This window comes from Microbacterium sp. NPDC060117 (genome assembly GCF_042729315.1).
Lineage (GTDB): Bacteria > Actinomycetota > Actinomycetes > Actinomycetales > Microbacteriaceae > Microbacterium.
The window spans coordinates 161,708-183,659 of sequence record NZ_JBHWXR010000003.1; the positions used below are offsets into that span (position 1 = coordinate 161,708).

Here is a 21,952-nt window from a genome sequence, read left to right on the forward strand (position 1 = left end):
GTGCTCCCCTCAAGCATGGCGTTCCTCACCGCCCACGGCAGGGCGGCACGCCCTCCGCGCCTCTCTATATGCTGTGCTCGTGGGGGAAGAGCACGAGGCGGATGCCGCACCGCCGGCCGTCGCGGACGCTGCAACGCGGGCGGCGTCGGAGGCGCGCGCCACGGCGTGGGCGCGCAAGATGGCCGACAAGGTGCCGACCGGCTGGCTGATCACCGGTGCCGGCGCCGTGCTGCTGGCGTCCACCGCGGCCTTCGGCGGGCTCGCGGACGTGCCGAAGCCCAAGACGCCCGAACTCCGGGTCGGCCAGCACTACGTGGGATCCGATCTCGACATGTCGGTCGTGAGCGCGGCGATCGGCGGCGAGGTGCGCGGCACGAGCCTCTACCCCACGGATGGGCAGCGCACCCTGGTCGTGGTACTCGATGTCACGAACGAGTTCGACAAGCCCCGGTCCGCTGGAGTGAAGGACGCCCTCGCCGGCATCGGCGTCGACGGCATCGACACGGTGCGGTTCAATGCGAACCGCACCGTCGATGGCACCAGCGTCAGCTACCTTCAGCCCGACGTGCCCGCTCGTGTTCGGGTCGCGTGGCTGGTCGATGCGGGCGAGGTCGCCGTCGGCGACGAGATCCGGCTCGCGCTGCCCGATTCCACCCACTACGTCGGCCAGCTCTTCACGCAAGGCGACTACTGGTCGGACCTGCGCACCGGCGCCTACGTGACGGTGAAGGTGGACGCGGTGCCCGCCGAGGACGAGGCCCAGCCGTGACGATTCCGCCGCCCCCTGAATCGCTCGCGCCCGCGGCCCCGGTTCCCGCCGCGGCGCCGCGGCGCGGTCTGCGCACGGCGGGGATCTGGGCGCTGTCGGCCGTCCTCGTAGTCGGGGCCTGGGGGCTCACCCAGGTACAGCAGCCGGACGACGCGCCGTACGACCGCTTCGTGACCTCCACGACGGTCGGGAAGCGCGGCGAGGCGCGCAACATCGCGGTCACGGTCACCGACATCCGCGCGGGACACGCGGTCTCCGACGGAGACCGCTGGCGCGCCGACGGCACCTGGCTCGTCGTCGATCTCGACGCCGCCACCGTCGAAGACCAGCTCGGCGCCGCGCTTCGCGTGGCGAACCTGCGCGTCGGCGGGCGCACCTACTCGGCCACGGAGCGCGGCGAGACCGCCAAAGGCATGACGCTGATCACTGGCGTCCCGCGGCACGGCAGCATCGCATTCGAGCTGCCGGAGGGCTCCCTGCACGGCACGGCGACACTCGAGTTCGCCTCGACGGTCTGGACGAGCACGGACGGCGTCGTGGAGGTCGTCGTCGATCTCGACGACGTCGCCGTGCAGAACGACGTCGTCCTGGATCCAATGGGGTGGCCACGATGACCGGCGGGCGCGGTTGGTGGCGCCGCAACGCCCTCGCCCTCGCCCTGTTGGCCGTGCTGCTGCCGGCCACCGTGCTGGGGATCGGATGGTGGCAGTGGAAGTACACCTTCCCCGACTCCGGGCAGCCGGTCTGGGCCGTCGAGCCCGGAGCTTCGGGCACCGTCGAACTGCAGGGGGCGACCTGGGGTCCCGTCCAGGCCAAGGAGATCACCGACACCAAGGATCTCGACATGCCCAAGGGGGCGAAGCTCATCCTCGTGGGCGTCCTGGTCACTCCGAAGAGCGACAAGGCTCCGGGGTGCTGGGAGCCGATGCTCGTGCAGAAGAGCACGGGACACAACTGGCGGTCGGCGCGCACCGAACTTGGGCTGCTCTGGAATGACGAGGAGCCCGAGACCTGCGTCACAAGCCCGGACGATGGCAAGAAGAGGGTCGAGCCCTACAAGCTCATCCTCCCGTACGTGGTGCCCGAGGACGTGGAGGGTCCGTTCTGGGTCGATGTGAAACCGCTCTACGCCGGATCCGACTTCGTGCGTTTCAGCGTCGATCCGTGATCGCGCTCAGGCGGGCGGTCGCGCGGGAGGTACGGGCGCGCCCGGAGGCAGAGCCCACTCCGCTGATCCGGACGCCCCCGCCGGCGACACCCGGGGCGCCAGCGATCCCGATGTCGGCAGTGCTCCCGCGGCGGCGGTGATGGCGGCCGCATCCACCTCGTCGTCCGTGGCGGGCGCTTCCGCGTCGGTGCGGGCCAGCTGCGCGCGACGCAGCATCCCGAACGTGGTGTCGTAGGCGCCCGCGATGAGGGCGAACCGGATCGGCTCGATGACCAGCGGCGGGATGAGGAAGATCACCGGCCAGTACACCGCCCAGAACAGCAAGACGTCGTGCGGTCCGATCCACCGGCTCACCCCGTAGCGCAGCCATGACTCGGCGACGATCACGGCCGTGTAGAGCAGAGCGTAGGACGCGACGATCACCGGTCCCGCCCGCCACATCAGTAGGATCGCCCGCCAGATCGGCAGGAAGCGCGAGCCGAGCTCCGTGCCGAGGTCGCGCAGCCGGCGCATCACCGGGTTCGGCACGTGAGCGACGCGCTCGCGCATCTGCGTGACGAGCCGGTGCTGGATCTGCAGCTTCTCCGCCACGATCGCCTGACCGTAGACGACGCCCGCGACCGTGAGCCACGCCAGCGGCGCGAGCAGCACGGGACCCGCCTGGGACAGGAGCCACCCGATCGCGTCGCCGATCCAGACGAACGGCGGGAACGTCGCAGCGAGCGTGGAGCGGACCTCACCGAGCCACACCATCACCGCCCGGGAATCGACCCAGCTCTTGGCGCCGTCGGTGAGGTCCTTCAGCAGCAGGATCGAGAAGAACACCCAGACGACCTCGCAGTACACCGCCAGCACCGCGAGCACCCGGGGCAGCCTGTCCGACCAGCGTCCCCACGCCCAGCGCGCCGCGAAGGCCACGACGATGACGAGCACGGTCCAGACGTTGAACGAGAGCTCGAGCACATTGTCGCCGGGGTCGAAGGTGCGGTCGGTGCCCAGCGTCGCACCGATCTCCTCCCGAGTCTTGGCGAGAGCGCGCAGCCCGTAGTCCTGGATGTCGTCGCGCAACAGTCCCTGTGCGGCATACACGGCGAAGAACGGCAGGATGCTGGCCAGCAACGCGGTCAGGAAGCTGCGACGCCGCTCTGCGGCGGACTCGGGCACCGGCGCGACGGCCTGCAACGACGTCAGTCCGTCTCGCAGCACCAGCAGCATGCCCACCAGGCTGATCAGCCGGGCAAGCACCGCGAACGGGAGGATGAGCAGCCCCCCGACCGAGCTGTAGGCGCCGACGAATCCCGCGAGAGCCGTCACCCAGTAGTGGGCCAGCGTTCCCGCGAGGTACCACGCGAGAAGCGCGGGCCAGTGCATCCACAGCACCCGGCCCGTCGTTCGAATTATCGCCCCCACGCGCACAGATTAGCGTGCGAGCGCGCTGCGTCGGCGGCGGTCAGTCGACCCAGACGCTCGGTGCGGGAGCCTTGGTCGGCGGCAGCGCCGAGGCGGCGGCCCAGTCGTGGATCCAGTCCTCGACGCCCGGCACGTCTTCGGGACGACCCAGGGCACCGAAGAACTCCTCGTGCGAGACCGTCCCGCCGGTGCGGCGCAGCATGCGCGCGCGCACGATCACCTTGGCGTACACCTCGCCGTCCACGACCGCACGATGCTCCATGAACAACGCCTTGTCGTCGTGACCGATGAAGCGCGACTCGACATCGAACCGCTGCCACAGCTCGAGGGACTTGCGGAAGGTGATCGTCTCGCTCGAGACCACGGCGTACCAGCCGCGCTCCTTCATGGCGTCGAACAGTCCCGTGCGGATCAGCAGGTCCCACCGACCGAGGTCGAACAGCGACAGATACCGGCCGTTGTTCATGTGCCGCAGGATGTCGAGATCCGTCGGCAGCGTGGTGAGTCGGATCCGCCCGACGGCCGTCGGCGCCAGGGTCTGCCCCCGGCGGGAGCGCCTGCGGGCGGAGAGGATGACGAGCAGAGTGCGCCAGATCACGTTCACACGAGGAGCGTAGTGAATCCGGCACGGAATCCCCTGATCGATTGTCGGATCCGCACAGTCACGGCACGACGTGTCACGTGGCGAAACGAGCCCGTAACGCTCGATTTCTCCTCAGCGCACCGCGCGCGTAGAGTCGCGAACATGAGCGCCGAAGCCCTTCCCACCGTCACCGTCCGGCCCGTTCGCGATGTCGATGCCGAAGCGCTCGGCCGTGTGCACGCGAAGTGCTGGCACGAGACCTACGACCACCTGATCAGCACCGCGACGCTCGAGGCCGTCTCGCCCAAGCGCCTCGCCGAGCTGTGGACGCACTGGGCATCCCAGGGCGAGGAGTACCGCATGAGCGCGGCGCTCGTCGACGGCGAGATCGTGGGCTTCGTCGGTTCCGGCCCTGCTCGGGACGAGAACCCCCCGGCGGAGCGCGAGCTCTACTTCATCTACCTGCTGGACGCCTGGCACGGCACCGGCATCGGCCAGCGACTCTTCGAGGCGGCCGTCAGCGCCGGCGAGAGCTCCTACCTCTGGGTCGCCGAGGACAACCCCCGCGCGCACCGCTTCTACGTGCGCAACGGCTTCGTGCTCGACGGCGCGTCGCAGCAGGAGCCGTTCCTCGGCGAGACCATCAAGGAAGTCCGCTTCGTGCGCTGAGCCCGGCGGCGGCTCAGCGGGCTGCGGCGTAGCCCTCGGCGCCGCACCCTTCTGCGCCGAAACCCCCACGCACCGTCGAAACCCCCTCTGAGCCACGTCGCTCCGAGGGGGTTTCGACGGCCAGAGAGGGTTTCGACGCTGCGGCGGGGCCTCGATGCGGATCCGATCGCGCGAGGCCACGGATGGCCACGGGCCAATCGGTCTCAGCCGTCGATCGCGTAGAGGAGCACCCGGCCGGCGTCCTCGAGCCGCTCACCGCGGAGCGTGTAGCCGAGGCGGTCCAGGATGCGGATCGATCCGGCGTTGTCCGCGTCGACGGTCGCCCAGACCTCGGGCAGCCCCAGGGCGAAGCCGTACTCGGTGACGGCGCGCGCGAGCTCGGTGCCGATCCCCTGCCCCCACTGCGACCGCACGAGGATGTAGACGAGCTCCCAACCGGGCACGTCATCGCTCGGCGAAGGCTTGATCTCGGCGTGCCCCACGACCGCGCCGCCACGTTCGACGGCCCACACGGCGAAGCGCTCGGTCGGGTAGACCTTGTCGAAGACCCGCCCGAACAGCGCACGGTCCTCCTGCTCGGTCTGCTTGCCGTCGCCGACGTAACGGGCGACGGCGTCGTCCTGGAAGAGCGCGACGAACGCCTCTTCGTCGGCGCGTTCGTAGGGGCGCAGGCGCAGGCGCTCCGTCGCGAGCTCCGCTGTCGGCGCCGCCGTGACGCCGTCCCGGGGTGCCGCTCCGTCTCCGGTCACCGGCCGGACACCTGCCCGAACATCTTCGCGATGGGGGCGAGCACGAGCGGGCGCGCAGCGACCCAACCGCCGGCGATGACGACGAGCGACAGCACGAACACCCAGAACCCGGTCCACGTGACGGCATCCTGCGCGGCGAACATGTGGTTCAGGTTGCGCAGCATGCCGGTGAGCAGCACCAGCGCCACGTGCACCACGATGAACGCCGTGAAGAACAGCATCGTCGGGAAGTGCACGGCGCGCGCGATCTCGATCGGATACGCCTTCGACAGCCCCTCCGCCTTCTTCGGCCACAGCCCCGACATCCGGAATCCGGTGGCGATGGCCACCGGCGCGGCAAGGAACACGATCGTGAAGTAGGCGAGCTGCTGCAGGCTGTTGTAGTTGACCCAGCCGTTCTCCGTCGGCCAGTCGAAGGAGACGTACTGGAGCAGCGCCGAGAGGGCGTTCGGGAACACGTCCCAGCTCGTCGGCACGATCCGCATCCACTGCCCGGTGACGAACAGCAGCACGACGAAGATCACGCCGTTGACGATCCAGAGCAGATCGAGCCCCTGGTGGAACCACAGCGTGAGGCTGATCTTGCCCTTCGGGTTGCCCCGCGGCGTCCAGAACGCCGTCGGCCGCTTCTCGCTGCGCACGCGCAGGCCGGAGCGGATGATCAGCGTCATCAGGAACACGTTGAAGAAGTGCTGCCAGCCGATCCAGCCGGGAATGCCGACGGGTGCCCCTGCAGGCAGGTGGTACTCGCCGGGGTAGGTCGTGAGGAAGTCCTGCATGAACGGCAGGCTGAGGAACGCCCGCACGATCGCGATCGCGGCGCCCGCGAGCACGGCGAGGCCCGCCGCGGCGAACAGCCCGCCGATCGCCTGCGGCCAGGTCGGTCGGAGCTTCGACGCTGCGGGCTCGGTCGCGAGGCGGCGCGGGGCCGAGCCGTTCCAGACGGTCCGCGTGAACGGCAGCGGCGCGGAGACATCGGGCAGCGGCGCGACGGCGATCGCGGGCGCTGCCTGCGCGACGGCGACGACTGTCGCCTCCGTCGCCGCGGGGGCGACCACACTCTCGGCGACCACGGCTGCCGTCCCGGCCGGAGGCCAGGGCTCTCCCCCGACGACGCGCGGCAGACCGCGGCGCAGTGCGAATCCGGCCTGTGCCGGGGCAGTAACGGCCGCAGCGGCCGGCGACGTCCTCGCGGTCACCGGGACCGCCGCGGTCGTCGCCCCCTTCGAAGCCTCCGAAACGACGACATCGCTCTCTTCGACGAGCTCGGGGACCGGGCTCGCGGCAGCCAGGACTCCGGCCGCACCGGCAGGGGGCCAGGGCTCCCCGCCCGCAACCCGCGGCAGACCACGGCGCAGCACAGCCCCGGAAGGCGTGGACGCTGTCGCCGCACCCACGAGGTCGTTGAGCGACGACGCCGCAGGCGTCGGAGACGAAACGTCGTCCGCGCCGTGCCGCGTTTCGTCTCGCGGCGGCTCCGCCGGTGCTCGCTCACCGACCACGGCGGTGACGGTGTCCGCAACCGCAGCCCCGACGGGCTCGGCGACCGCCCCCACCTCGGTCTCGATGCCCGCCGCGACCACCCCGGCCGGTGGCCAGCCCTCGCCGCCGCGGGTGCGGGGCAGCCCCCTGCGCAACGTCGCCATCGCTACTTCTTCCGTGCGCGCAGCTGTTCGATCACCTGGGGCACGACCGTGAACAGATCGCCCACGATGCCGAAGTCGGCGACATCGAAGATCGGAGATTCCGGATCCTTGTTGATCGCGACGATCGTCTTCGCCGTCTGCATCCCGGCGCGATGCTGGATCGCGCCGGAGATGCCGAGCGCGATGTAGAGCTGCGGCGAGACCGAGACACCGGTCTGACCCACCTGATGCGCATACGGGATGTACCCGGCGTCGACCGCGGCGCGGGACGCGCCGATCGCGGCGCCGAGCTCGTCGGCGAGGTCCTCGACGAGGGAGAAGTTCTCCTTGGATCCGAGACCACGACCACCCGAGACGACGACCTTCGCCCCGCGCAGCTCGGGCCGGGACGACACCGCCTCAACGGCCTCGACCGGCTCGCCCGTCGCGGCAGCGGCGCCGGATGCCTCCACGGCGAGCGCCTCGACCCGGGCGTCGGTCGCGGCCTCCGCGCGGGCGTCGACCGCGCCCTGACGCACCGTGATCACGGGGGCACCGAACGTCGGCGCCGAATCCGTGAGGAACGCCCCACCGTAGACGGAGTGGTGCGCGACCACGCCCTCATCGTCGCGGGAGAGGCCGATCGCGTCGACCGACAACGCCAGCCGTTCGCGCACGGCGAGGCGCCCGGCGGCGTCGCGGCCGGCGATCGAGTTCGAGACGAGCACGGCCTCGGGGCCGACCGCGCGGTACGCGGCCTGCAGCGCGTCGACCACGGGGACGGTGACGGATCCGGCGTCGATGTCCGCGGTGAGCACGACCTGCGCGCCCGCGGCTATGGCGGCGTCGACCGCCGCTTGCGCCGTGCCGGCAGGAGCGGCCACGAGCGCGACCGGAGAGCCCAGCTGCGCCGCAGCTCCCAGCAGGCCCGCGGCCGACGGCGCTGCCGCACCGGCCGGAGTCACATCCACGAGCACAAGAATCGAGTCGGAGGGGTACGCCATGCTCACACCAGCCTGTTCTGCGCAAGGAACTCGACCAACTGCGCGGCCGCGTCCCCCTCATCCGTGATCTTCACACCCGCCGCACGCGGCGGCTTCTCGGCCACGGCTGTGAGGATGGTCTGCGGCGCCTCCGCCGGGTCCGCGCTCACACCAAGATCGGCGAGGCACAGCACCTCGAGCGGCTTCTTCTTCGCCGCCATGATGCCCTTGAAGTTCGGGAACCGCGCGTCCGGGAGCGCCTCGGTGATCGAGATCACGGCGGGAAGCGGCGCGCTCACCTGCTGGGATCCGAAGTCCGTCGCGCGCGTGCCCGTCACGGCGTCGGTCGCGATCGCCACAGCACTGAGCGCGGTCGCCTGCGCGAAGCCGAGGTGCTCCGCGAGCATCGCCGGGATCACTCCCCCGGATCCATCCGTAGAGAGATTTCCTGTGATGACGAGGTCGGGCTCGCCGCGCCGGATCGCCGCCGCGAGCACCGCCGCGGTCACACCCAGGTCAGCGCCGCGCAGCTCTGCGTCGACGACGTGCACCGCGGAACCGGCGCCGATCGCGAGGGCCCGCCGGATCGATGCGGTCGCCGACTCGGGAGCCATCGACAGAGCCACGACCTCGGTCCCGGGGTTCGCGTCGGCGTAGCTCAGTGCGACCTCGAGAGCGCGCTCGGTGATCTCGTCGAGCACGACCTCCCCCGCGCCGCGGTCCGCCAGACCCGTCTCCAGGTCGAGCTTGCGATCCCCGTAGGTGTCGGGAACCTCTTTCACCAGGACGTAGATCTTCATCGAACCTCCGTTTGCGCTTGCGATGAGTCTACCGGGCGGCCGTAGTGGAATTCGATCTCAAGATAGGTGAGATTCAGTCTCAACGTGCGCGAGGGGTGATCGCCCCCGCATCACGTCGCACGCCGGTCGTCTGCGCGTCGGCCGCTGCACCCCCGATGGCGCCGTCCGGGACGCCAGCGAGCCGACGCGGATCCGATTCCCGCCCCCGGTAACGTAGGGGAATGGCCCGTCCGCACCCCCTGCCCGTCGACCCGCTCGCCGAGGCGAAGCGGCAGTGGCTCGCGCATGGCTGGGACCACGCCGCCGACGGCATGTCGCTGGTCACCTCGGTCATGCGGGCCCAGCAGCTGCTGCTCGCCCGGGTGGACGCCACCCTGCGCCCGTTCGCGCTGTCCTTCGCACGCTACGAGGTGCTGCGCCTGCTCGCGTTCAGCCGCACCGGCACTCTTCCGCTGTCGAGCGTGGTCGCACGCCTCCAGGTGCACGCGACGAGCGTCTCCAGCACGGCGGACCGGCTGGTCCGCGACGGCCTCATCGCCCGGCACCGTGACCCGCACGACGGCCGCGCCGCGCTGCTGGAGCTGACGGAGACCGGACGCGAGCTCGTCGAACGCGCCACCACCGCACTCAACGACGAGGTGTTCACGGATCCGGGGATCTCCCCCGAGGACGGCGCCGACCTCGTCGCCATCGTCGCACGCATGCGCAAGGCCGCCGGAGACTTCGCGGATCCACGCCCGCAGCCGGATCCGCTCTGATGGGCTCGTTCGTCCTGGAGCGGACGATCGCCGCTCCGGTCGAGCGGGTGTTCGCCCTCTCCCTGGACGTGGACGTGCACGTCGACTCGATGGCGGCGCACGACGAGCGCATCGCCGACGGCGTGCAGGCCGGGCGGATGGAGGAGGGCGACACGGTCACCTGGGGCGCTCGGCACTTCGGGATCCGCTTCCGGATGACCTCGCTCGTGTTCGACGTGAATGAGCCGCACGCGTTCTCCGACCGGCAGATCCGCGGACCGTTCGCCGAGTTCCGACACCGCCACACCTTCGAGCCGGCATCGATTCCTGCCGCGCCCGCACGGCCCCGCGGGCACGGCACCCTCATGCGCGACGAGATCGTGTTCCGCTCCCCGTTCGGCCCGATCGGGCGGATCGTCGACGCGCTCGTGATGAGGCGGCACCTGATCCGGCTCATCCAGCAGCGCAACGACACCCTCGCCGCTCTGGCGGAGCGGTCGTAGGCTGGCCGGCATGAGCGAACTCCGGATCCGCACCGTCCTCGAGCCCATGGGACCGGCGGGCGCCATCGTCCTCACCGACGCGCAGGTCGCCGAGATCAGCAGCGCGAAGGCCTTCCCCGTCGCGGTGACGATCGGGCAGAGCACCGCGCGCCTGCGCCTGGCACGCATGGGCGGCAAGAACCTCATCGGCTTCAGCAAGGCGAACCGCGCCGCGATGGGCATCGAGCTCGGCGAAGAGTTCGATGCGGTGATCGCTCCGGACGCCGCGGAGCGCACGGTCGACGTGCCCGAAGCCCTGGCGTCTGCCCTCGCCGACGCCGGTCTCACCGCCGCCTACGATGGACTCAGCTTCACCCGTCGCAAGGAGATCGCCGTGTCGGTCGCCGACGCCAAGCAGGAGGCGACCCGCGACCGCCGCATCGCCAAGGCCCTGGACGAGCTGCGCGGCTGAACGAACTCTCTCCTCGGCGACGGGTCACCCCGCTGAACGGGGCGACCCTCTTCCAGGTCGCTCGCTGGTCCCGTATCGCCCCTTCGCAGACACGGAAGGGGCGATACGGGACCAGCGAATGGGAGCGGGATGCCCGATTCGGCCTGCTCTCTCGGAGGACTGACCCGGAGTCTCAGCGGGCTCAGTCGCCGTCGTAGACGTAGGCGTCGAAGCGCGCCGGGATGCTCATGCGCTGCCAGGCGAGTTCCTCGTCGCGGCGGGAGCGGTCACCGGGGAACGCGCGGGCCGTGTGCCGCGGCACCTGCCGGCTGTGCCCGGCGAGGTGCGCGACGGCCACCGCCTGCCCGCACACGCGCGCGGCGGCGACGGCGCTCGGATCCTGCGCCTGGCGAGCGGCTTCGTGGCAGGCGAACGCCTTCTCCCGCACCGCATCGATGTCGAGCTCGCCGCGCAGGAACGCCTCCGCGGCGGCGAGCGCCTCCCTCGGACGGTCGTCGTCGGGGCGCTCCGCCTGGAACAGCGGCAGCAACCGCTCGGCGCAGGCGATGGTCCAGCCGACCAGCTCGCGTCTGTCATCCTCGGAGAGACGCAGATCCTCGATGTCCGGCAGCGCGCCGTCGGCGAAGAGCGGCACCACGTTCGAGGCCTCCTCGCGCCCGGATGCGCCCGCGCGGGACGAATCAGGGAAGGATCCGAGCGAATGGATGTCGGACACGACGATCACCGGTTCTCGAACTGCGGCGGGCGCTTCTCGCGGAAGGCGGCCATGCCCTCCTTCTGGTCGGTCGTGTCGAACAGCGACGCGAAGGCCTCGCGCTCGATGTCGAGTCCGACCGCAAGCGTGGTCTCCATGGCGGCGTCGAGCGTCGCCTTCGCGGCGATGATCGAGGGCAGCGACTTCGACGCGATCGTCTCGGCGAGCGTCGAGGCCTCGGCGAGCAGCTCGGACGTCGGCACGACGCGAGAGACCAGCCCGGCCCGTTCCGCCTCCTCGGCGCCGATGATCCGCCCGGACAGCACCAGCTCCGCAGCCTTGTAGTACCCGACCGCGCGGATGAGCCGCTGCGTGCCGCCCATGCCGGGGATCACTCCGAGGTTCACCTCGGGCTGGCCGAACTTGGCGTTGTCCGCGGCGAGGATGATGTCGCACATCATGGCGAGCTCGCAGCCGCCGCCGAGGGCGAAGCCGCTGACGGCGGCGATCACGGGAGTGCGCACGGCGGCGAATTCGCGCCACACGCCGAAGTGGTCGGTCGCGGTGATCTCCGCGGCGGACATCGCCTCCATCTCCTTGATGTCGGCGCCCGCGGCGAAGGCCTTCTCGGATCCGGTGACGACGATCGCCCCGACCCCGGAGTCCGCGTCGAAGGCGGTGGCGGCGGCGGTGACCTCGTCGGCGACCTGCGAGTTCAGCGCGTTGAGCGCCTGCGGCCGATTCAGGGTGATCCAGCCGACTCGTCCGCGCTGTTCCGTGAGGATCGTCTCGTACTCGCTCGTGGCCATGGTCATCCTTTCGCCGCACCTTCGTGGCGCTTCCAGTATCCCCGATGTCGGTGAACGCACGGTGTCCGTGTCGCTACGAACCGCGCTTCCGCCCCGTTTCCCTCCGCCCTGCGTGTTTCCCTCCCCAGGACGGCGCCTGCCCGGGGAGGGAAAGACGCGGAGGGGAGGGAAACACGTGACGTGGATCCGATGACGACGCGACCCGGATCCGATGACGACGCGACGCGGATCCGATCAGGACGCGTCGCGGATGTCGGTGATGATGCCGGAGAAGTCGCGACCGGCGCCCGGGCCCGCCGCGAACGCCGCGTAGATCTGCTGCGCGAGCCGGCCCATCTGAGCGTCCGTGCCCGTGCCCTCGATCGCCTGCAGCGCGAGTCCCAGGTCCTTCGCCATGAGTGCTCCCGCGAATCCCGGCTGGTAGTCGCGGTTGGCGGGGCTGGTCGGCACCGGGCCGGGCACGGGACAGTTCGTCGTGATCGACCAGCACTGGCCCGACGCCTGCGACACCACGTCGAACAGCGCCTGGTGCTCCAGCCCCAGTCGCTCGCCGAGCACGAACGCCTCGGCCACGGCGATCTGCGAGATGCCGAGGATCATGTTGTTGCACACCTTCGCGGCCTGCCCGAGCCCGGGCCCGCCGCAGTGCACGATGCGCTTGCCCATCGCCTCGAGCAGCGGGAGCGCGGCGGCGAAGTCCTCGTCCGAGCCGCCCACCATGAAGGCGAGCGTGCCGTTCTCGGCCCCCACCACGCCACCCGACACGGGCGCATCGATGTTGCGGTGGCCCGCCTCGATCGCCAGGGCGTGCGCGACGCGCGCCTCGTCGACGGCGATCGTCGAGCTCTCGATGAACAGCGTGCCGGGGTCGGCCGCGCCCAGCAGTTCGTCCTGATAGGCGGCGATCACGTGCTTGCCTGCGGGGAACATCGTGATGACGACCTCGGCGCCGGCGACGGCGTCCACGCCGAACTGCGCGACCGGCAGCCCTGCGGCCGCGGCGGCGTCGACGGCGGCGGACACCACGTCGAAGCCGATCACCTCGTGCCCGGCGGCGAGCAGGTTCTTCGCCATCGGCAGGCCCATGTGGCCGAGTCCGAGGAACGCGATGCGCGTCATGATGCGGCTCGCATGGAGGCGGATCCGGAGGGGCGCAGCATCTCGCGTCCGACGATGAGTCTCATGATCTCGTTCGTCCCTTCCAGGATCTGATGCACCCGCAGATCGCGGACGACCTTCTCGATCCCGTAGTCCTGAAGGTACCCGTACCCGCCGTGCAGTTGAAGGGCCTTGTTGGCGACGTCGAAGCCGGCGTCGGTCGCGAAGCGCTTGGCCATCGCGCAGCGCATCGTCGCGTCCGGCGCCTTCTCGTCGACGGCCTGCGCGCCGTCGCGCACCATGAGCCGCGCGGCCTGCAGATCCGTGCGCATGTCGGCGACGGCGAACAGGATGGACTGCTTCTCGGCGAGGGGCTCGCCGAACGCCTCGCGCTCGTGCACGTACTGCACGGCGCGGTCCAGAGCCCACTGCGCGCCGCCGATCGAGCAGGCCGCGATGTTGAGGCGACCGCCGTTGAGCGCGCTCATCGCGATCGCGAAGCCCTGCCCCTCGGATCCGAGCATGTTCGTCGCCGGAACGCGCACGCCGTCCAGGATCACCTGACGCGTGGGCTGGGCATGCCAGCCCATCTTCTTCTCCGGCGCACCGAAGCTGAGGCCCGCGGAGTCTCCCGGCACGAGGAAGGCGGAGATGCCGCGCGCGCCGGGGGCGCCCGTGCGCGCCATCACGATGTAGACGGCGGCCTCGCCGGCGCCCGAGATGAACTGCTTCACGCCGGTCAGCACGTACTCGTCGCCGTCGCGGGTCGCACTCGTGGCGAGCGCCGCGGCGTCGGATCCCGCCCCCGGCTCGGTGAGGCAGTAGCTGCCCAGCCCCTCCATGGTGGTGAGCTCGGGCATCCAGCGCGCGAGCTGCGCGTCCGTGCCATAGCTGTCGATCATCCAGACGACCATGTTGTGGATCGAGATGTAGGCGGCGATGGTCGGGTCGCCCTTCGCGAGCTCCTCGAAGATCGCGACGGTGTCGACGCGCTCGAGCCCGGTGCCGCCGGACTCCTCTCGCGCGTAGATGCCGCCGAGGCCCAGCTCGCCCGCGCGCACCAGGGTGTCGCGCGGAAACAGGTGCTTCTCGTCGCGCTCGGAGGCGAACGGGGCGAGCTCGGTCTCGGCGAACTCGCGCACGGCGCCGAGGATGGCGGCGCGCTCTTCGCTGGTCATCGTGATCGGGGTGGCGACGGTGGTCATGTCGTGTCCTTCTGGTGTTCCTGCTGCGTGCGGCGGGGTCAGTGCATGGTCGGGATGACGAAGCTGGCGCCTTCCCGGACGCCTGCCGCCGGCCATCGCGAGGTCACGGTCTTGGTCTTCGTGTAGAAGCGGAAGGCGTCGGCGCCGTGCTGGTTGAGGTCTCCGAAGCCGGATCTCTTCCAGCCGCCGAACGTGAAGTACGCGATCGGCACGGGGATCGGCACGTTCACGCCGACCATGCCGACGTTGACGCGGGCCACGAAGTCACGAGCCGCGTCGCCGTCGCGCGTGAAGATGCCGACGCCGTTGCCGAACTCATGCTCGGAAGCCATGCGCAGCGCCTCCTCGTAGTCCGCCGCACGGGCGATCACGAGCACCGGTCCGAAGATCTCCTCGCGGTAGATCGACATGTCCGTCGTGACGCGATCGAACAGGGTCGGGCCGAGGTAGAACCCCTCCTCGTGACCCGCGACGGAGAAGCCGCGCCCGTCGGCGAGCAGCTCCGCGCCGGCATCGATGCCCTGCTGGATGTAATCGGTCACGCGCTCGACCGCGGCGCGGTTCACGAGCGGGCCGTAGTCCATGCCGGGTTCGAGCGAGGGCCCGACCTTGAGGGCGGCCACCCGCTCGGCGAGCTTCGCGGCGAGCGCGTCAGCGGTCTCCTCGCCGACCGGCACGGCGACCGAGATCGCCATGCAGCGCTCCCCCGCCGAGCCGTAGCCGGCGCCGATGAGGGCGTCCGCGGCCTGATCCAGGTCGGCGTCGGGCATGACGACGAGGTGGTTCTTCGCCCCGCCGAAGCACTGGGCGCGCTTGCCGTGCGCGTTCGCGGTCGAGTAGATGTACTCCGCGATCGGGGTGGATCCGACGAAGCCGATCGCGCGCACCCGCTCGTCCGTGAGCAGCACGTCGACGGCCTCCTTGTCGCCGTGCACGACGTTGAGGATCCCGGCCGGCAGGCCCGCCTTCAGGAACAGCTCGGCGATCCGGACGGGCACCGAGGGGTCGCGCTCGCTCGGCTTGAGGATGAAGGCGTTGCCCGCGGCGATCGCCGGGCCCATCTGCCACAGCGGGATCATCGCGGGGAAGTTGAACGGGGTGATGCCGGCGACCACGCCGAGCGGCTGGCGCAGCGAGTACACGTCGATGCCGGTGCCGACACCTGTGGAGTACTCCCCCTTCAGCAGGTGCGGGGCGCCGACGCAGAACTCGATCACCTCGACGCCGCGCTGGATGTCGCCCTTGGCGTCGTCCAGCGTCTTGCCGTGCTCGCTGGAGAGCAGGGCGGCGAGGTCGTCCATCTCATCGCGGATCAGTTCGAGGAAGCGCATGAGCACCCGCGCCCGCTTCTGCGGGTTGGTCGCCGCCCATTCCGGCTGAGCCGCCTCCGCATCGGCGATCGCCGCGCGCACCTCGTGCGCGCTCGCGAGCGGCACGCGCGCCTGCACGGCCCCGGTCGACGGATCGAAGACCTCGCCCCAGCGCCCTCCGTTCGCTTCCGGGCTGCCGGGGATCTCTGATCCTCCGATGAAATGGGTGATGTCGCGGACCATCGTGTGCTCCTGGTTCTGCGTCGTCGTCGACGCTGGCTCCAGATTACATGGCCACCCATGTAGTTAGAAGGTGTTCCATGTAATTCATCGACACCTGACAGCGAGTTCACCTGCCGGTCACCTTCGGCACGTACAACGGATGCTGCGCGGGCCGCAGACGCTGACCGGATCGGGTGCTCGTCTCCCCGCGCACGATGGGATCCGCCCGGCTTTCTCGCACGGGCTCCCGGCGGTCACGAACCGCAGGACCCCCGCCGAATCGGGTCGGCGGGGGTCCCCTCGTTTCGCGGGCCTCAGGCGCCGGTCACTCCCAGGTGACCTGCGGTGCGGCCTTGCCGAAGTCCACGGTCGGGGTGCCGAGGGATCCGCCGAATGTGACGGTGTAGGTCTGGCCGTCACTGCCCTGCAGCTGCATGTCGACGCTGATGTAGTCGTAGGCGGACACGACCGTCGGCGAGGATCCGTTGCTCTCCGGCTGCAGCGCATCGAGCTTCGCACTGCCGTCCGCGGTGAGCGTGCGGGTGACCGTGCCCTCCACCGGGCTCGCGCCGGAGAGGTCGATCGCGGTGATGTCCATGCCGCAGGGCGTCGACAGCGTCTTCATCGCCACGCACGCCTCGACCGAGGAGCGCACCAGCGAGCGGAACTCGGAGACGCCGGCATCGTTGAGCTTCGTGCGCACGTCGTACAGCGCGGACGCGTCGTCGTAGGACGCGATGGCGAAGGTCGAGTCGCCGTCGATCGAGAAGTACTTCGAGTCCAGTGCGATCTCGTAGGTGCCGGGGAACACGTACGCATCGGTGATGTCAGCCGTGGGCACCCCGTTGAACGTCGCGTCGAGGCCGCGCAGGCTGTCCAGTGAGATCGGCGTCACGCCGTTCGCGATCTTCCAGGTGTCCTTGTCCTTGTACGCCTCGTAGGTCGTGGACACCGTGCGTCCGCCCACCTCGAACGACGCGGCGACGGTGGCCGAGTACTTGCTCTCCCCGCCCTTCTTCACCGAGATGTGGCTGACGCCGCCGAGCTTCTCGGAGGCCTTCAGCACCGGATCGGTGAGCAGCTTCTTGTCTGGCACGCTCTCGAGGTAGCCCAGCGCGGCCTTCGCATCGCCCTTGGACACGGCGGTCAGATAGGCCTTCACGGTATCGGCGGCGGTCACCGAGGATCGGGTGAGCGCGGGCACCACGAGCAAGGCCACGACCAGGATCGCCACGATCAACAGGGCGGCACCGCCGCCGATCAGGCCCCAGAGCAGCCCCTTCGACGACTTCTTCGGCGGCTGGGTGCCGTCGCCCTGGCCCGGGTAGGGCTGGGTGGGCTGCGCGCCGTACGGCTGGCCGGGGTACGGCTGGGTGGGTTGCGCGCCATACGGCTGTCCAGGGTACGGCTGGGTGGGGGTGGGCTGCGCGCCATACGGCTGTCCAGGCTGCGCGGCCTGACCCGGGTACGGCTGGGTGGGCTGCGCGCCATACGGCTGTCCGGGCTGGGCGCCATACGGCTGTCCGGCATAGGGCTGGCCCTGCTGTCCCGTATGCGGCTGGGCGGGCTGCCCGGGGTACGGCTGGGCGGGCTGGGCGGCGTACGGCTGGCCCGGCTGGACGCCATAAGGCTGCACCGGGGAAGGCTGCCCCGGCGGCGGGAATGCCTGTTCCGGCGCAGGCGGCACCTGCTCCGGAACGACCGGTGAAGCGGACGCGGGGTTCCCCGCCTCACCCTCGGTCGGCGCCGGTGGCACCGGCGGCGGGGTCGGATCCTTCGACCCGGATCCGAAATCGAGCTCATGCCCGCCCTGCGGCGGTTCCCCCTCTGTGGCCATGGCTTCAGACTACCGAGCGGCCCGACGCAGTTCGATGGGCAGAACTGCCCGCGTTCCCGGCCGGACTCAGGCTCGCGGGCGCCGCAACGAGGAGGCGGTCACAGCGCGTGGATGCGCCAGCTCACGGCATGCACGGCGCCGGGTCCCAGCACGACGAACCGGCCCCGGGGTCGAACGCATCGGGTGCGCAGGTCCTCGGCTCCACTGCGAGTCCGCCCCGCTGATGTGTCACGTCACAGCCCCTGGGCGAGCCGGTAATAAGCCTGGTTCCAGCGCACCTGCTTCTGGAACTCGCCCAGTGTGGTGCTGTCGTCGATCACCAGCAGCTCGACCTCGGCCATCTCGGCGAAGTCGCGGAACGCGTCGATGCCCACGGCCGTCGACATCACCGTGTGGTGCGCGGCGCCCGCCGTCAGCCACGCGGCCGCCGAGGTCGTGAAGTCCGGCTGCGGCTTCCACACGGCGCGACCGACGGGCAGCTTCGGCAGCGCCGCGCGCGGCTCGACGTTCTCGACGACGTTCGCGGTGAGTCGGAATCGATCGCGCATGTCGCTGAGGGCGACGACGACGGCGGATCCGGGATCCGCGGTGAAGACGAGGCGCACCGGGTCGTCTTTGCCGCCGATGCCGAGCGGGTGGATCTCGAGCGTGGGCTTCTGCGTGGTCAGCGAGGGCGACACCTCGAGCATGTGCGCGCCGAGGATGAGCTCGTCACCGGGGGTCATGTCGTAGGTGTAGTCCTCCATGAGGCTGGCGCCTCCGGGCAGCCCCGCGCCCATGACGTTGGCGATCCGCACGAGCACGGCGGTCTTCCAGTCGCCCTCCGCGCCGAAGCCGTACCCCTCTGCCATGAGCCGCTGCACGGCGAGCCCCGGGAGCTGCTTCAGCGCGCCGAGGTCCTCGAACGAGGTCGTGAACGCGCTGAACCCGCCCTCCTCGAGGAACGAGCGCAGACCCAGCTCGATCGCCGCCCCGTCGCGCAGCGACTGATGCCGCTCGCCTCCGCGCCGCAGCTCGGGAGCGACCTCGTACAACTCCTCGTACTCGGCGACGAGGGTGTCGATGTCGGCCTCGCTCGCCGCGGCGACCGCGTCGACGAGCTCGTTCACACCCCAGGTGTTCACCTGCACGCCGAAACGCAGCTCGGCCTCGGTCTTGTCACCCTCGGTCACGGCGACGAAGCGCATGTTGTCGCCGAAGCGGGCGAGCCGGAGGTCGCGCGAGGCGGCGAGGCCCGCCGCCGCTCGCTGCCAGGTGCCGAGCTCGCGCTGCACCCGCGGATCGGAGGCGTGGCCGACGATCGTCTTGCGCGGCACGCCGAGACGGGTCTGGATGTAGCCGAACTCGCGGTCGCCGTGCGCGGCCTGGTTCAGGTTCATGAAGTCGAAGTCGATGTCGGCCCAGGGCAGCTCGACGTTGGCCTGGGTGTGCAGGTGCGCCAGCGGCTTCTGCAGCGCGTCGAGGCCCGCGATCCACATCTTCGCCGGGCTGAACGTGTGCATCCACGCGATCAGTCCGATGACCTTCTCATCGGCGTTGGCCTCGAGCGCGGTGCGCTTGATCGCGGCCGAGTCCGTGAGCACCGGTTTCCACACGATCCGCACGGGCACCTCGCCGGCCTCGTCGAGGATCCGCCTGATCTGCTGCGACTGCTCGGCGACCTGCGCGAGCGTCTCGGGGCCGTACAGGTGCTGGCTGCCGGTGAGGAACCAGACCTCATAGCCGTCGAGCGAGGTGGTGAGCGGGGTGCGGGTCATCGGAGCTCTTTCGTTCTCGGGATCCGGATCCGCGGATCCGGGTGATCGTCGTTCGAGTCGTGGGCTGTTCAGAGCGAGGCGACCGCGGCGGCCTCGATGGCGAGGCCGGCGCGGTAGCGGTCGAGGTAGGCGGAGAATCCGGCGACGTCGTCGGGAAGCGGATCCGCCACGGTGATGGCTGCTGCAGCGAACACTCGGCCGTCGAGATAGTCGCCGAGGCTCCGTTCGCCGGCGTGCGCGAGGTACGACGCGAGCACCGCGATCCCCCACGCTCCCCCTTCGGACGCCGCCTCGCCCACAGCGACGGGCGCGCCCAGGGCACCGGCGAGGAAGCGCTGCGCCACGCCCGCCGTGCGGAACATGCCGCCGTGGGCATACATCCGATCGAGCTGCACGCCCTCCGCGGCGAGAGTCCGCATGCCGAGCGCCAGCGTGCCGAACACACCGTAGAGCTGCGCCCGCATGAAGTTCGCCAGGGTGAACGCGCGGCCGGGGGTGCGCACCACGAGCGGTCGGCCCTCGGCCAGCCCGGCGATCGGCTCCCCCGCGAGGTGGTTGTAGGCGAGCAATCCACCCGCGTCGGCCTCGCCCGCGAGCGCCTCGCGGAACAGGGCCGCGAACGCGATGTCGTCGCTGACGGGAGCCCCGGCAGCCGCGGCGAAGCGGGCGAACAGCCCGGCCCACGCCGCCAGCTCACTGGCTCCGTTGTTGCAGTGCACCATCGCGACGGCGTCACCGGAGGGCGTCGTGACGAGGTCGATCTCGTGATGGCGTCCTGCGAGCGGGCGCTCGAGCACGACCATGGCGAAGATGCTCGTGCCGGCGGAGACGTTGCCCGTGCGCGGGGAGACCGCGTTGGTGGCGACCATGCCGGTGCCGGCGTCGCCCTCGGGCGGGCAGAGCGGGATGCCGGCCCCGAGGGACCCGGACAGATCCAGCAGCATCGCCCCCGTCTCGGTGAGCGCGCCCGCGTCGGCACCCGCGGTGAGCACATGCGGCAGCAGCGCCGTGAGAGGCGCCGGCAGCCGGCCCGCGGCGAGCGCGTCGTACGCGGCGACCATGGCCGCGTCGTAGTCGCCGGTCGCCGAGTCGATCGGGAACATGCCCGAGGCGTCGCCGACGCCGAGCACGCGGCGACCGGTCAGCCGCTCATGCACGTACCCGGCGAGCGTGTTCACGCCCGCGATGCGCGGCACGTGCTCCTCGTCGTCGAGCACCGCCTGGTGCAGGTGCGCGATCGACCAGCGCAGCGGGATGTTCACGTCGAGCAGGTCCGTGAGCTCGGCCGCCGCGACCGACGTGTTCGTATTGCGCCAGGTGCGGAACGGCACGAGCAGATCTCCCGCGGCGTCGAACGCCAGGTAGCCGTGCATCATGGCCGAGACCCCGAGCGCGCCGATCGTCGTCGGGCGCACGCCGTAGCGGTCGTGCACGTCGGCGACGAGCGTCGCGTAGGCCTCCTGAAGCCCCGCCCAGACCTCGTCCAGGTCATAGGTCCACAGGCCGCCCTCGAGCCGGTTCTCCCATGCCGAGGATCCGGTGGCGAGCACGACGGAGGGATCGGATCCGATCAGGCACGCCTTGATCCGGGTGGATCCGAACTCGATGCCCAGGCTCGTCCGGCCGTCGAGGATGTCGTCGCGCGCGCTCATCGCCGGGCGTCCGAGTTCTGGCCGTACACGTTCTGGTACCGGCTGTAGAGGCGGTCGATCGCCTCCTGCGGGATCGGGATGAGCGGGCCCGCCTGCCGTGCGAGGTGCACCGTGCGCGCGACGTCCTCGACCATGACAGCGGCCTTGACCGCGTCCTTCGCATCGACGCCGATCGTGAACGGGCCGTGGTTCTGCATGAGCACCGCACGGCTACGGTGCCCACGCAGAGTCTGAACGATCCCGCGGCCGATCGAGTCGTCGCCGATGATCGCGAACGGGCCGACCGGGATCGGCCCGCCGAACTCGTCGGCCATCGCGGTGATCACGCAGGGGATCTCCTCACCGCGTGCCGCCCAGGCCACGGCGTAGTCGGAGTGGGTGTGCACCACGCCGCCGACCTCGGGCATGTTCCGGTAGACGTAGGCGTGCGCAGCGGTGTCGCTGGAGGGGGCGCGATCGCCGCCGGGGGTGCCGGGGATCGGGGCGCCGTCGAGGTCGCAGAGGATCATGTTCTCTGGGGCGAGGTCGTCGTAGCCGACCCCGGAGGGCTTGATCACGAAGAGGTCGCCGCTGCCGTCTTCGGAGAGCCGGACGCGACCGGACACGTTGCCGCCGGTCCAGACCACCAGGTCGTAGCGCACGAGCTCGGAGTGCAGCCGCGCCACGTCGGCACGCACGGTGGCGATCGCCTGCTCGATCTCCGCAGAGAAGGTGGTCATTCGGATCCTCTCGGGCCCGCCCGAGGTTCTCCTGGGCGACTGTGACCGGTCACGGGCAAGTGTGACACCACTCACCGCAAGCCGTCAAGAGCCCGACGCGTGCCTCACCGACCGCCGCGCGTCCGGGGAAGAACACGCTGCAATTCCGAGCCTCTCCCGCTCAGGTCGCGCTTCCGGCTGCACGAGCGTGCCCGCAAGAGGA

22 protein-coding genes are annotated in these 21,952 nt (G+C 70.6%); 7 read left to right on the forward strand and 15 right to left on the reverse strand.

Annotated elements, in window-relative coordinates:
• Positions 1-79: 79 nt before the first annotated feature.
• From ACFWCK_RS12500 to ACFWCK_RS12510, 3 genes are read left to right on the forward strand one after another with little or no spacing between them, the layout of a single operon-like run.
• Positions 80-769 carry a hypothetical protein gene (locus tag ACFWCK_RS12500; protein ID WP_378806135.1) on the forward strand — a complete coding sequence of 230 codons (690 nt, stop codon included), beginning with the start codon at positions 80-82 and terminating at the stop codon, positions 767-769.
• Positions 766-1,383: a hypothetical protein gene (locus tag ACFWCK_RS12505; protein ID WP_378806137.1), complete on the forward strand. Its 618-nt coding sequence runs from the start codon at positions 766-768 to the stop codon at positions 1,381-1,383. Before ACFWCK_RS12500 ends, ACFWCK_RS12505 begins: the two co-directional genes overlap by 4 nt.
• Entirely contained in the window at positions 1,371-1,937 is a 567-nt protein-coding gene (locus ACFWCK_RS12510; protein ID WP_378806138.1) for a hypothetical protein, read from the forward strand. Before ACFWCK_RS12505 ends, ACFWCK_RS12510 begins: the two co-directional genes overlap by 13 nt.
• Positions 1,938-1,943: 6 nt before the next feature.
• Here the strand turns inward: ACFWCK_RS12510 and ACFWCK_RS12515 are convergent, their stop codons facing one another.
• Together ACFWCK_RS12515 and ACFWCK_RS12520 are read right to left on the reverse strand one after the other, a co-directional pair.
• A complete protein-coding gene (locus ACFWCK_RS12515) occupies positions 1,944-3,308 on the reverse strand; it encodes a hypothetical protein (protein WP_378806139.1) in 1,365 nt (454 codons plus the stop codon).
• 79 nt (positions 3,309-3,387) lie between these two features.
• Entirely contained in the window at positions 3,388-3,951 is a 564-nt protein-coding gene (locus ACFWCK_RS12520) for an acyl-CoA thioesterase (protein ID WP_233311234.1), read from the reverse strand.
• Between the two features lie 141 nt (positions 3,952-4,092).
• On the opposite strand from ACFWCK_RS12520, the gene ACFWCK_RS12525 reads away from it, so the two are divergent.
• The gene (locus ACFWCK_RS12525) at positions 4,093-4,599 is read left to right on the forward strand and encodes a GNAT family N-acetyltransferase (protein ID WP_233311235.1); all 507 of its coding nucleotides are present in this window, start codon (positions 4,093-4,095) and stop codon (positions 4,597-4,599) included.
• Between the two features lie 203 nt (positions 4,600-4,802).
• On the opposite strand, the gene ACFWCK_RS12530 is transcribed toward ACFWCK_RS12525, so the two are convergent.
• The 4 genes from ACFWCK_RS12530 to ACFWCK_RS12545 are packed head-to-tail and all read right to left on the reverse strand — an operon-like array spanning position 4,803 to position 8,756.
• On the reverse strand, positions 4,803-5,348 hold the full coding sequence (locus ACFWCK_RS12530; RefSeq protein WP_378806141.1) for a GNAT family N-acetyltransferase: 546 nt from the start codon (positions 5,346-5,348) through the stop codon (positions 4,803-4,805).
• On the reverse strand, positions 5,345-6,994 hold the full coding sequence (locus tag ACFWCK_RS12535; RefSeq protein WP_378806142.1) for a cytochrome b/b6 domain-containing protein: 1,650 nt from the start codon (positions 6,992-6,994) through the stop codon (positions 5,345-5,347). The genes ACFWCK_RS12530 and ACFWCK_RS12535 overlap by 4 nt, the downstream gene beginning before the upstream one ends.
• 2 nt (positions 6,995-6,996) lie before the next feature.
• Positions 6,997-7,977, reverse strand: a complete 981-nt coding sequence (locus ACFWCK_RS12540; RefSeq protein ID WP_378806144.1) for an electron transfer flavoprotein subunit alpha/FixB family protein — start codon at positions 7,975-7,977, stop codon at positions 6,997-6,999.
• 2 nt (positions 7,978-7,979) lie between these two features.
• Positions 7,980-8,756, reverse strand: a complete 777-nt coding sequence (locus ACFWCK_RS12545) for an electron transfer flavoprotein subunit beta/FixA family protein (RefSeq protein WP_378806145.1) — start codon at positions 8,754-8,756, stop codon at positions 7,980-7,982.
• A 221-nt stretch (positions 8,757-8,977) separates the two neighbouring features.
• Between ACFWCK_RS12545 and ACFWCK_RS12550 the strand changes: the two genes are divergently transcribed.
• Genes ACFWCK_RS12550 through ACFWCK_RS12560 form a run of 3 tightly spaced genes read left to right on the forward strand, consistent with a single transcriptional unit; the run spans position 8,978 to position 10,447 of the window.
• On the forward strand, positions 8,978-9,514 hold the full coding sequence (locus ACFWCK_RS12550; protein WP_378806147.1) for a MarR family winged helix-turn-helix transcriptional regulator: 537 nt from the start codon (positions 8,978-8,980) through the stop codon (positions 9,512-9,514).
• Positions 9,514-9,996 (forward strand): SRPBCC family protein, encoded by a 483-nt coding sequence (locus ACFWCK_RS12555; protein ID WP_378806148.1) that lies wholly within the window; start codon positions 9,514-9,516, stop codon positions 9,994-9,996. Before ACFWCK_RS12550 ends, ACFWCK_RS12555 begins: the two co-directional genes overlap by 1 nt.
• A 10-nt stretch (positions 9,997-10,006) precedes the next feature.
• Positions 10,007-10,447, forward strand: a complete 441-nt coding sequence (locus ACFWCK_RS12560; protein ID WP_378806149.1) for a YdeI/OmpD-associated family protein — start codon at positions 10,007-10,009, stop codon at positions 10,445-10,447.
• Positions 10,448-10,628: 181 nt separating this feature from the next.
• On the opposite strand, the gene ACFWCK_RS12565 is transcribed toward ACFWCK_RS12560, so the two are convergent.
• From ACFWCK_RS12565 to ACFWCK_RS12605, 9 genes are all read right to left on the reverse strand, one after another.
• Positions 10,629-11,162, reverse strand: a complete 534-nt coding sequence (locus ACFWCK_RS12565; RefSeq protein ID WP_378806151.1) for a putative immunity protein — start codon at positions 11,160-11,162, stop codon at positions 10,629-10,631.
• Between the two features lie 5 nt (positions 11,163-11,167).
• A complete protein-coding gene (locus ACFWCK_RS12570; RefSeq protein WP_378806152.1) occupies positions 11,168-11,950 on the reverse strand; it encodes an enoyl-CoA hydratase-related protein in 783 nt (260 codons plus the stop codon).
• A gap of 234 nt (positions 11,951-12,184) precedes the next feature.
• Positions 12,185-13,069 carry a 3-hydroxyisobutyrate dehydrogenase gene (gene mmsB / locus ACFWCK_RS12575; protein WP_233311245.1) on the reverse strand — a complete coding sequence of 295 codons (885 nt, stop codon included), beginning with the start codon at positions 13,067-13,069 and terminating at the stop codon, positions 12,185-12,187.
• On the reverse strand, positions 13,066-14,253 hold the full coding sequence (locus tag ACFWCK_RS12580) for an acyl-CoA dehydrogenase family protein (RefSeq protein ID WP_233311246.1): 1,188 nt from the start codon (positions 14,251-14,253) through the stop codon (positions 13,066-13,068). Before ACFWCK_RS12580 ends, mmsB begins: the two co-directional genes overlap by 4 nt.
• A 38-nt stretch (positions 14,254-14,291) precedes the next feature.
• Positions 14,292-15,806 (reverse strand): CoA-acylating methylmalonate-semialdehyde dehydrogenase, encoded by a 1,515-nt coding sequence (locus ACFWCK_RS12585; protein WP_378806154.1) that lies wholly within the window; start codon positions 15,804-15,806, stop codon positions 14,292-14,294.
• 304 nt (positions 15,807-16,110) lie between these two features.
• The gene (locus ACFWCK_RS12590) at positions 16,111-17,622 is read right to left on the reverse strand and encodes a hypothetical protein (RefSeq protein WP_378806156.1); all 1,512 of its coding nucleotides are present in this window, start codon (positions 17,620-17,622) and stop codon (positions 16,111-16,113) included.
• A gap of 233 nt (positions 17,623-17,855) precedes the next feature.
• Positions 17,856-19,379 carry an L-arabinose isomerase gene (araA, locus tag ACFWCK_RS12595; RefSeq protein ID WP_378806157.1) on the reverse strand — a complete coding sequence of 508 codons (1,524 nt, stop codon included), beginning with the start codon at positions 19,377-19,379 and terminating at the stop codon, positions 17,856-17,858.
• 68 nt (positions 19,380-19,447) lie between these two features.
• A complete protein-coding gene (locus tag ACFWCK_RS12600; protein WP_378806158.1) occupies positions 19,448-21,031 on the reverse strand; it encodes a xylulokinase in 1,584 nt (527 codons plus the stop codon).
• The gene (locus ACFWCK_RS12605; RefSeq protein ID WP_378806159.1) at positions 21,028-21,750 is read right to left on the reverse strand and encodes an L-ribulose-5-phosphate 4-epimerase; all 723 of its coding nucleotides are present in this window, start codon (positions 21,748-21,750) and stop codon (positions 21,028-21,030) included. The genes ACFWCK_RS12600 and ACFWCK_RS12605 overlap by 4 nt, the downstream gene beginning before the upstream one ends.
• Between the last annotated feature and the right edge of the window lie 202 nt (positions 21,751-21,952).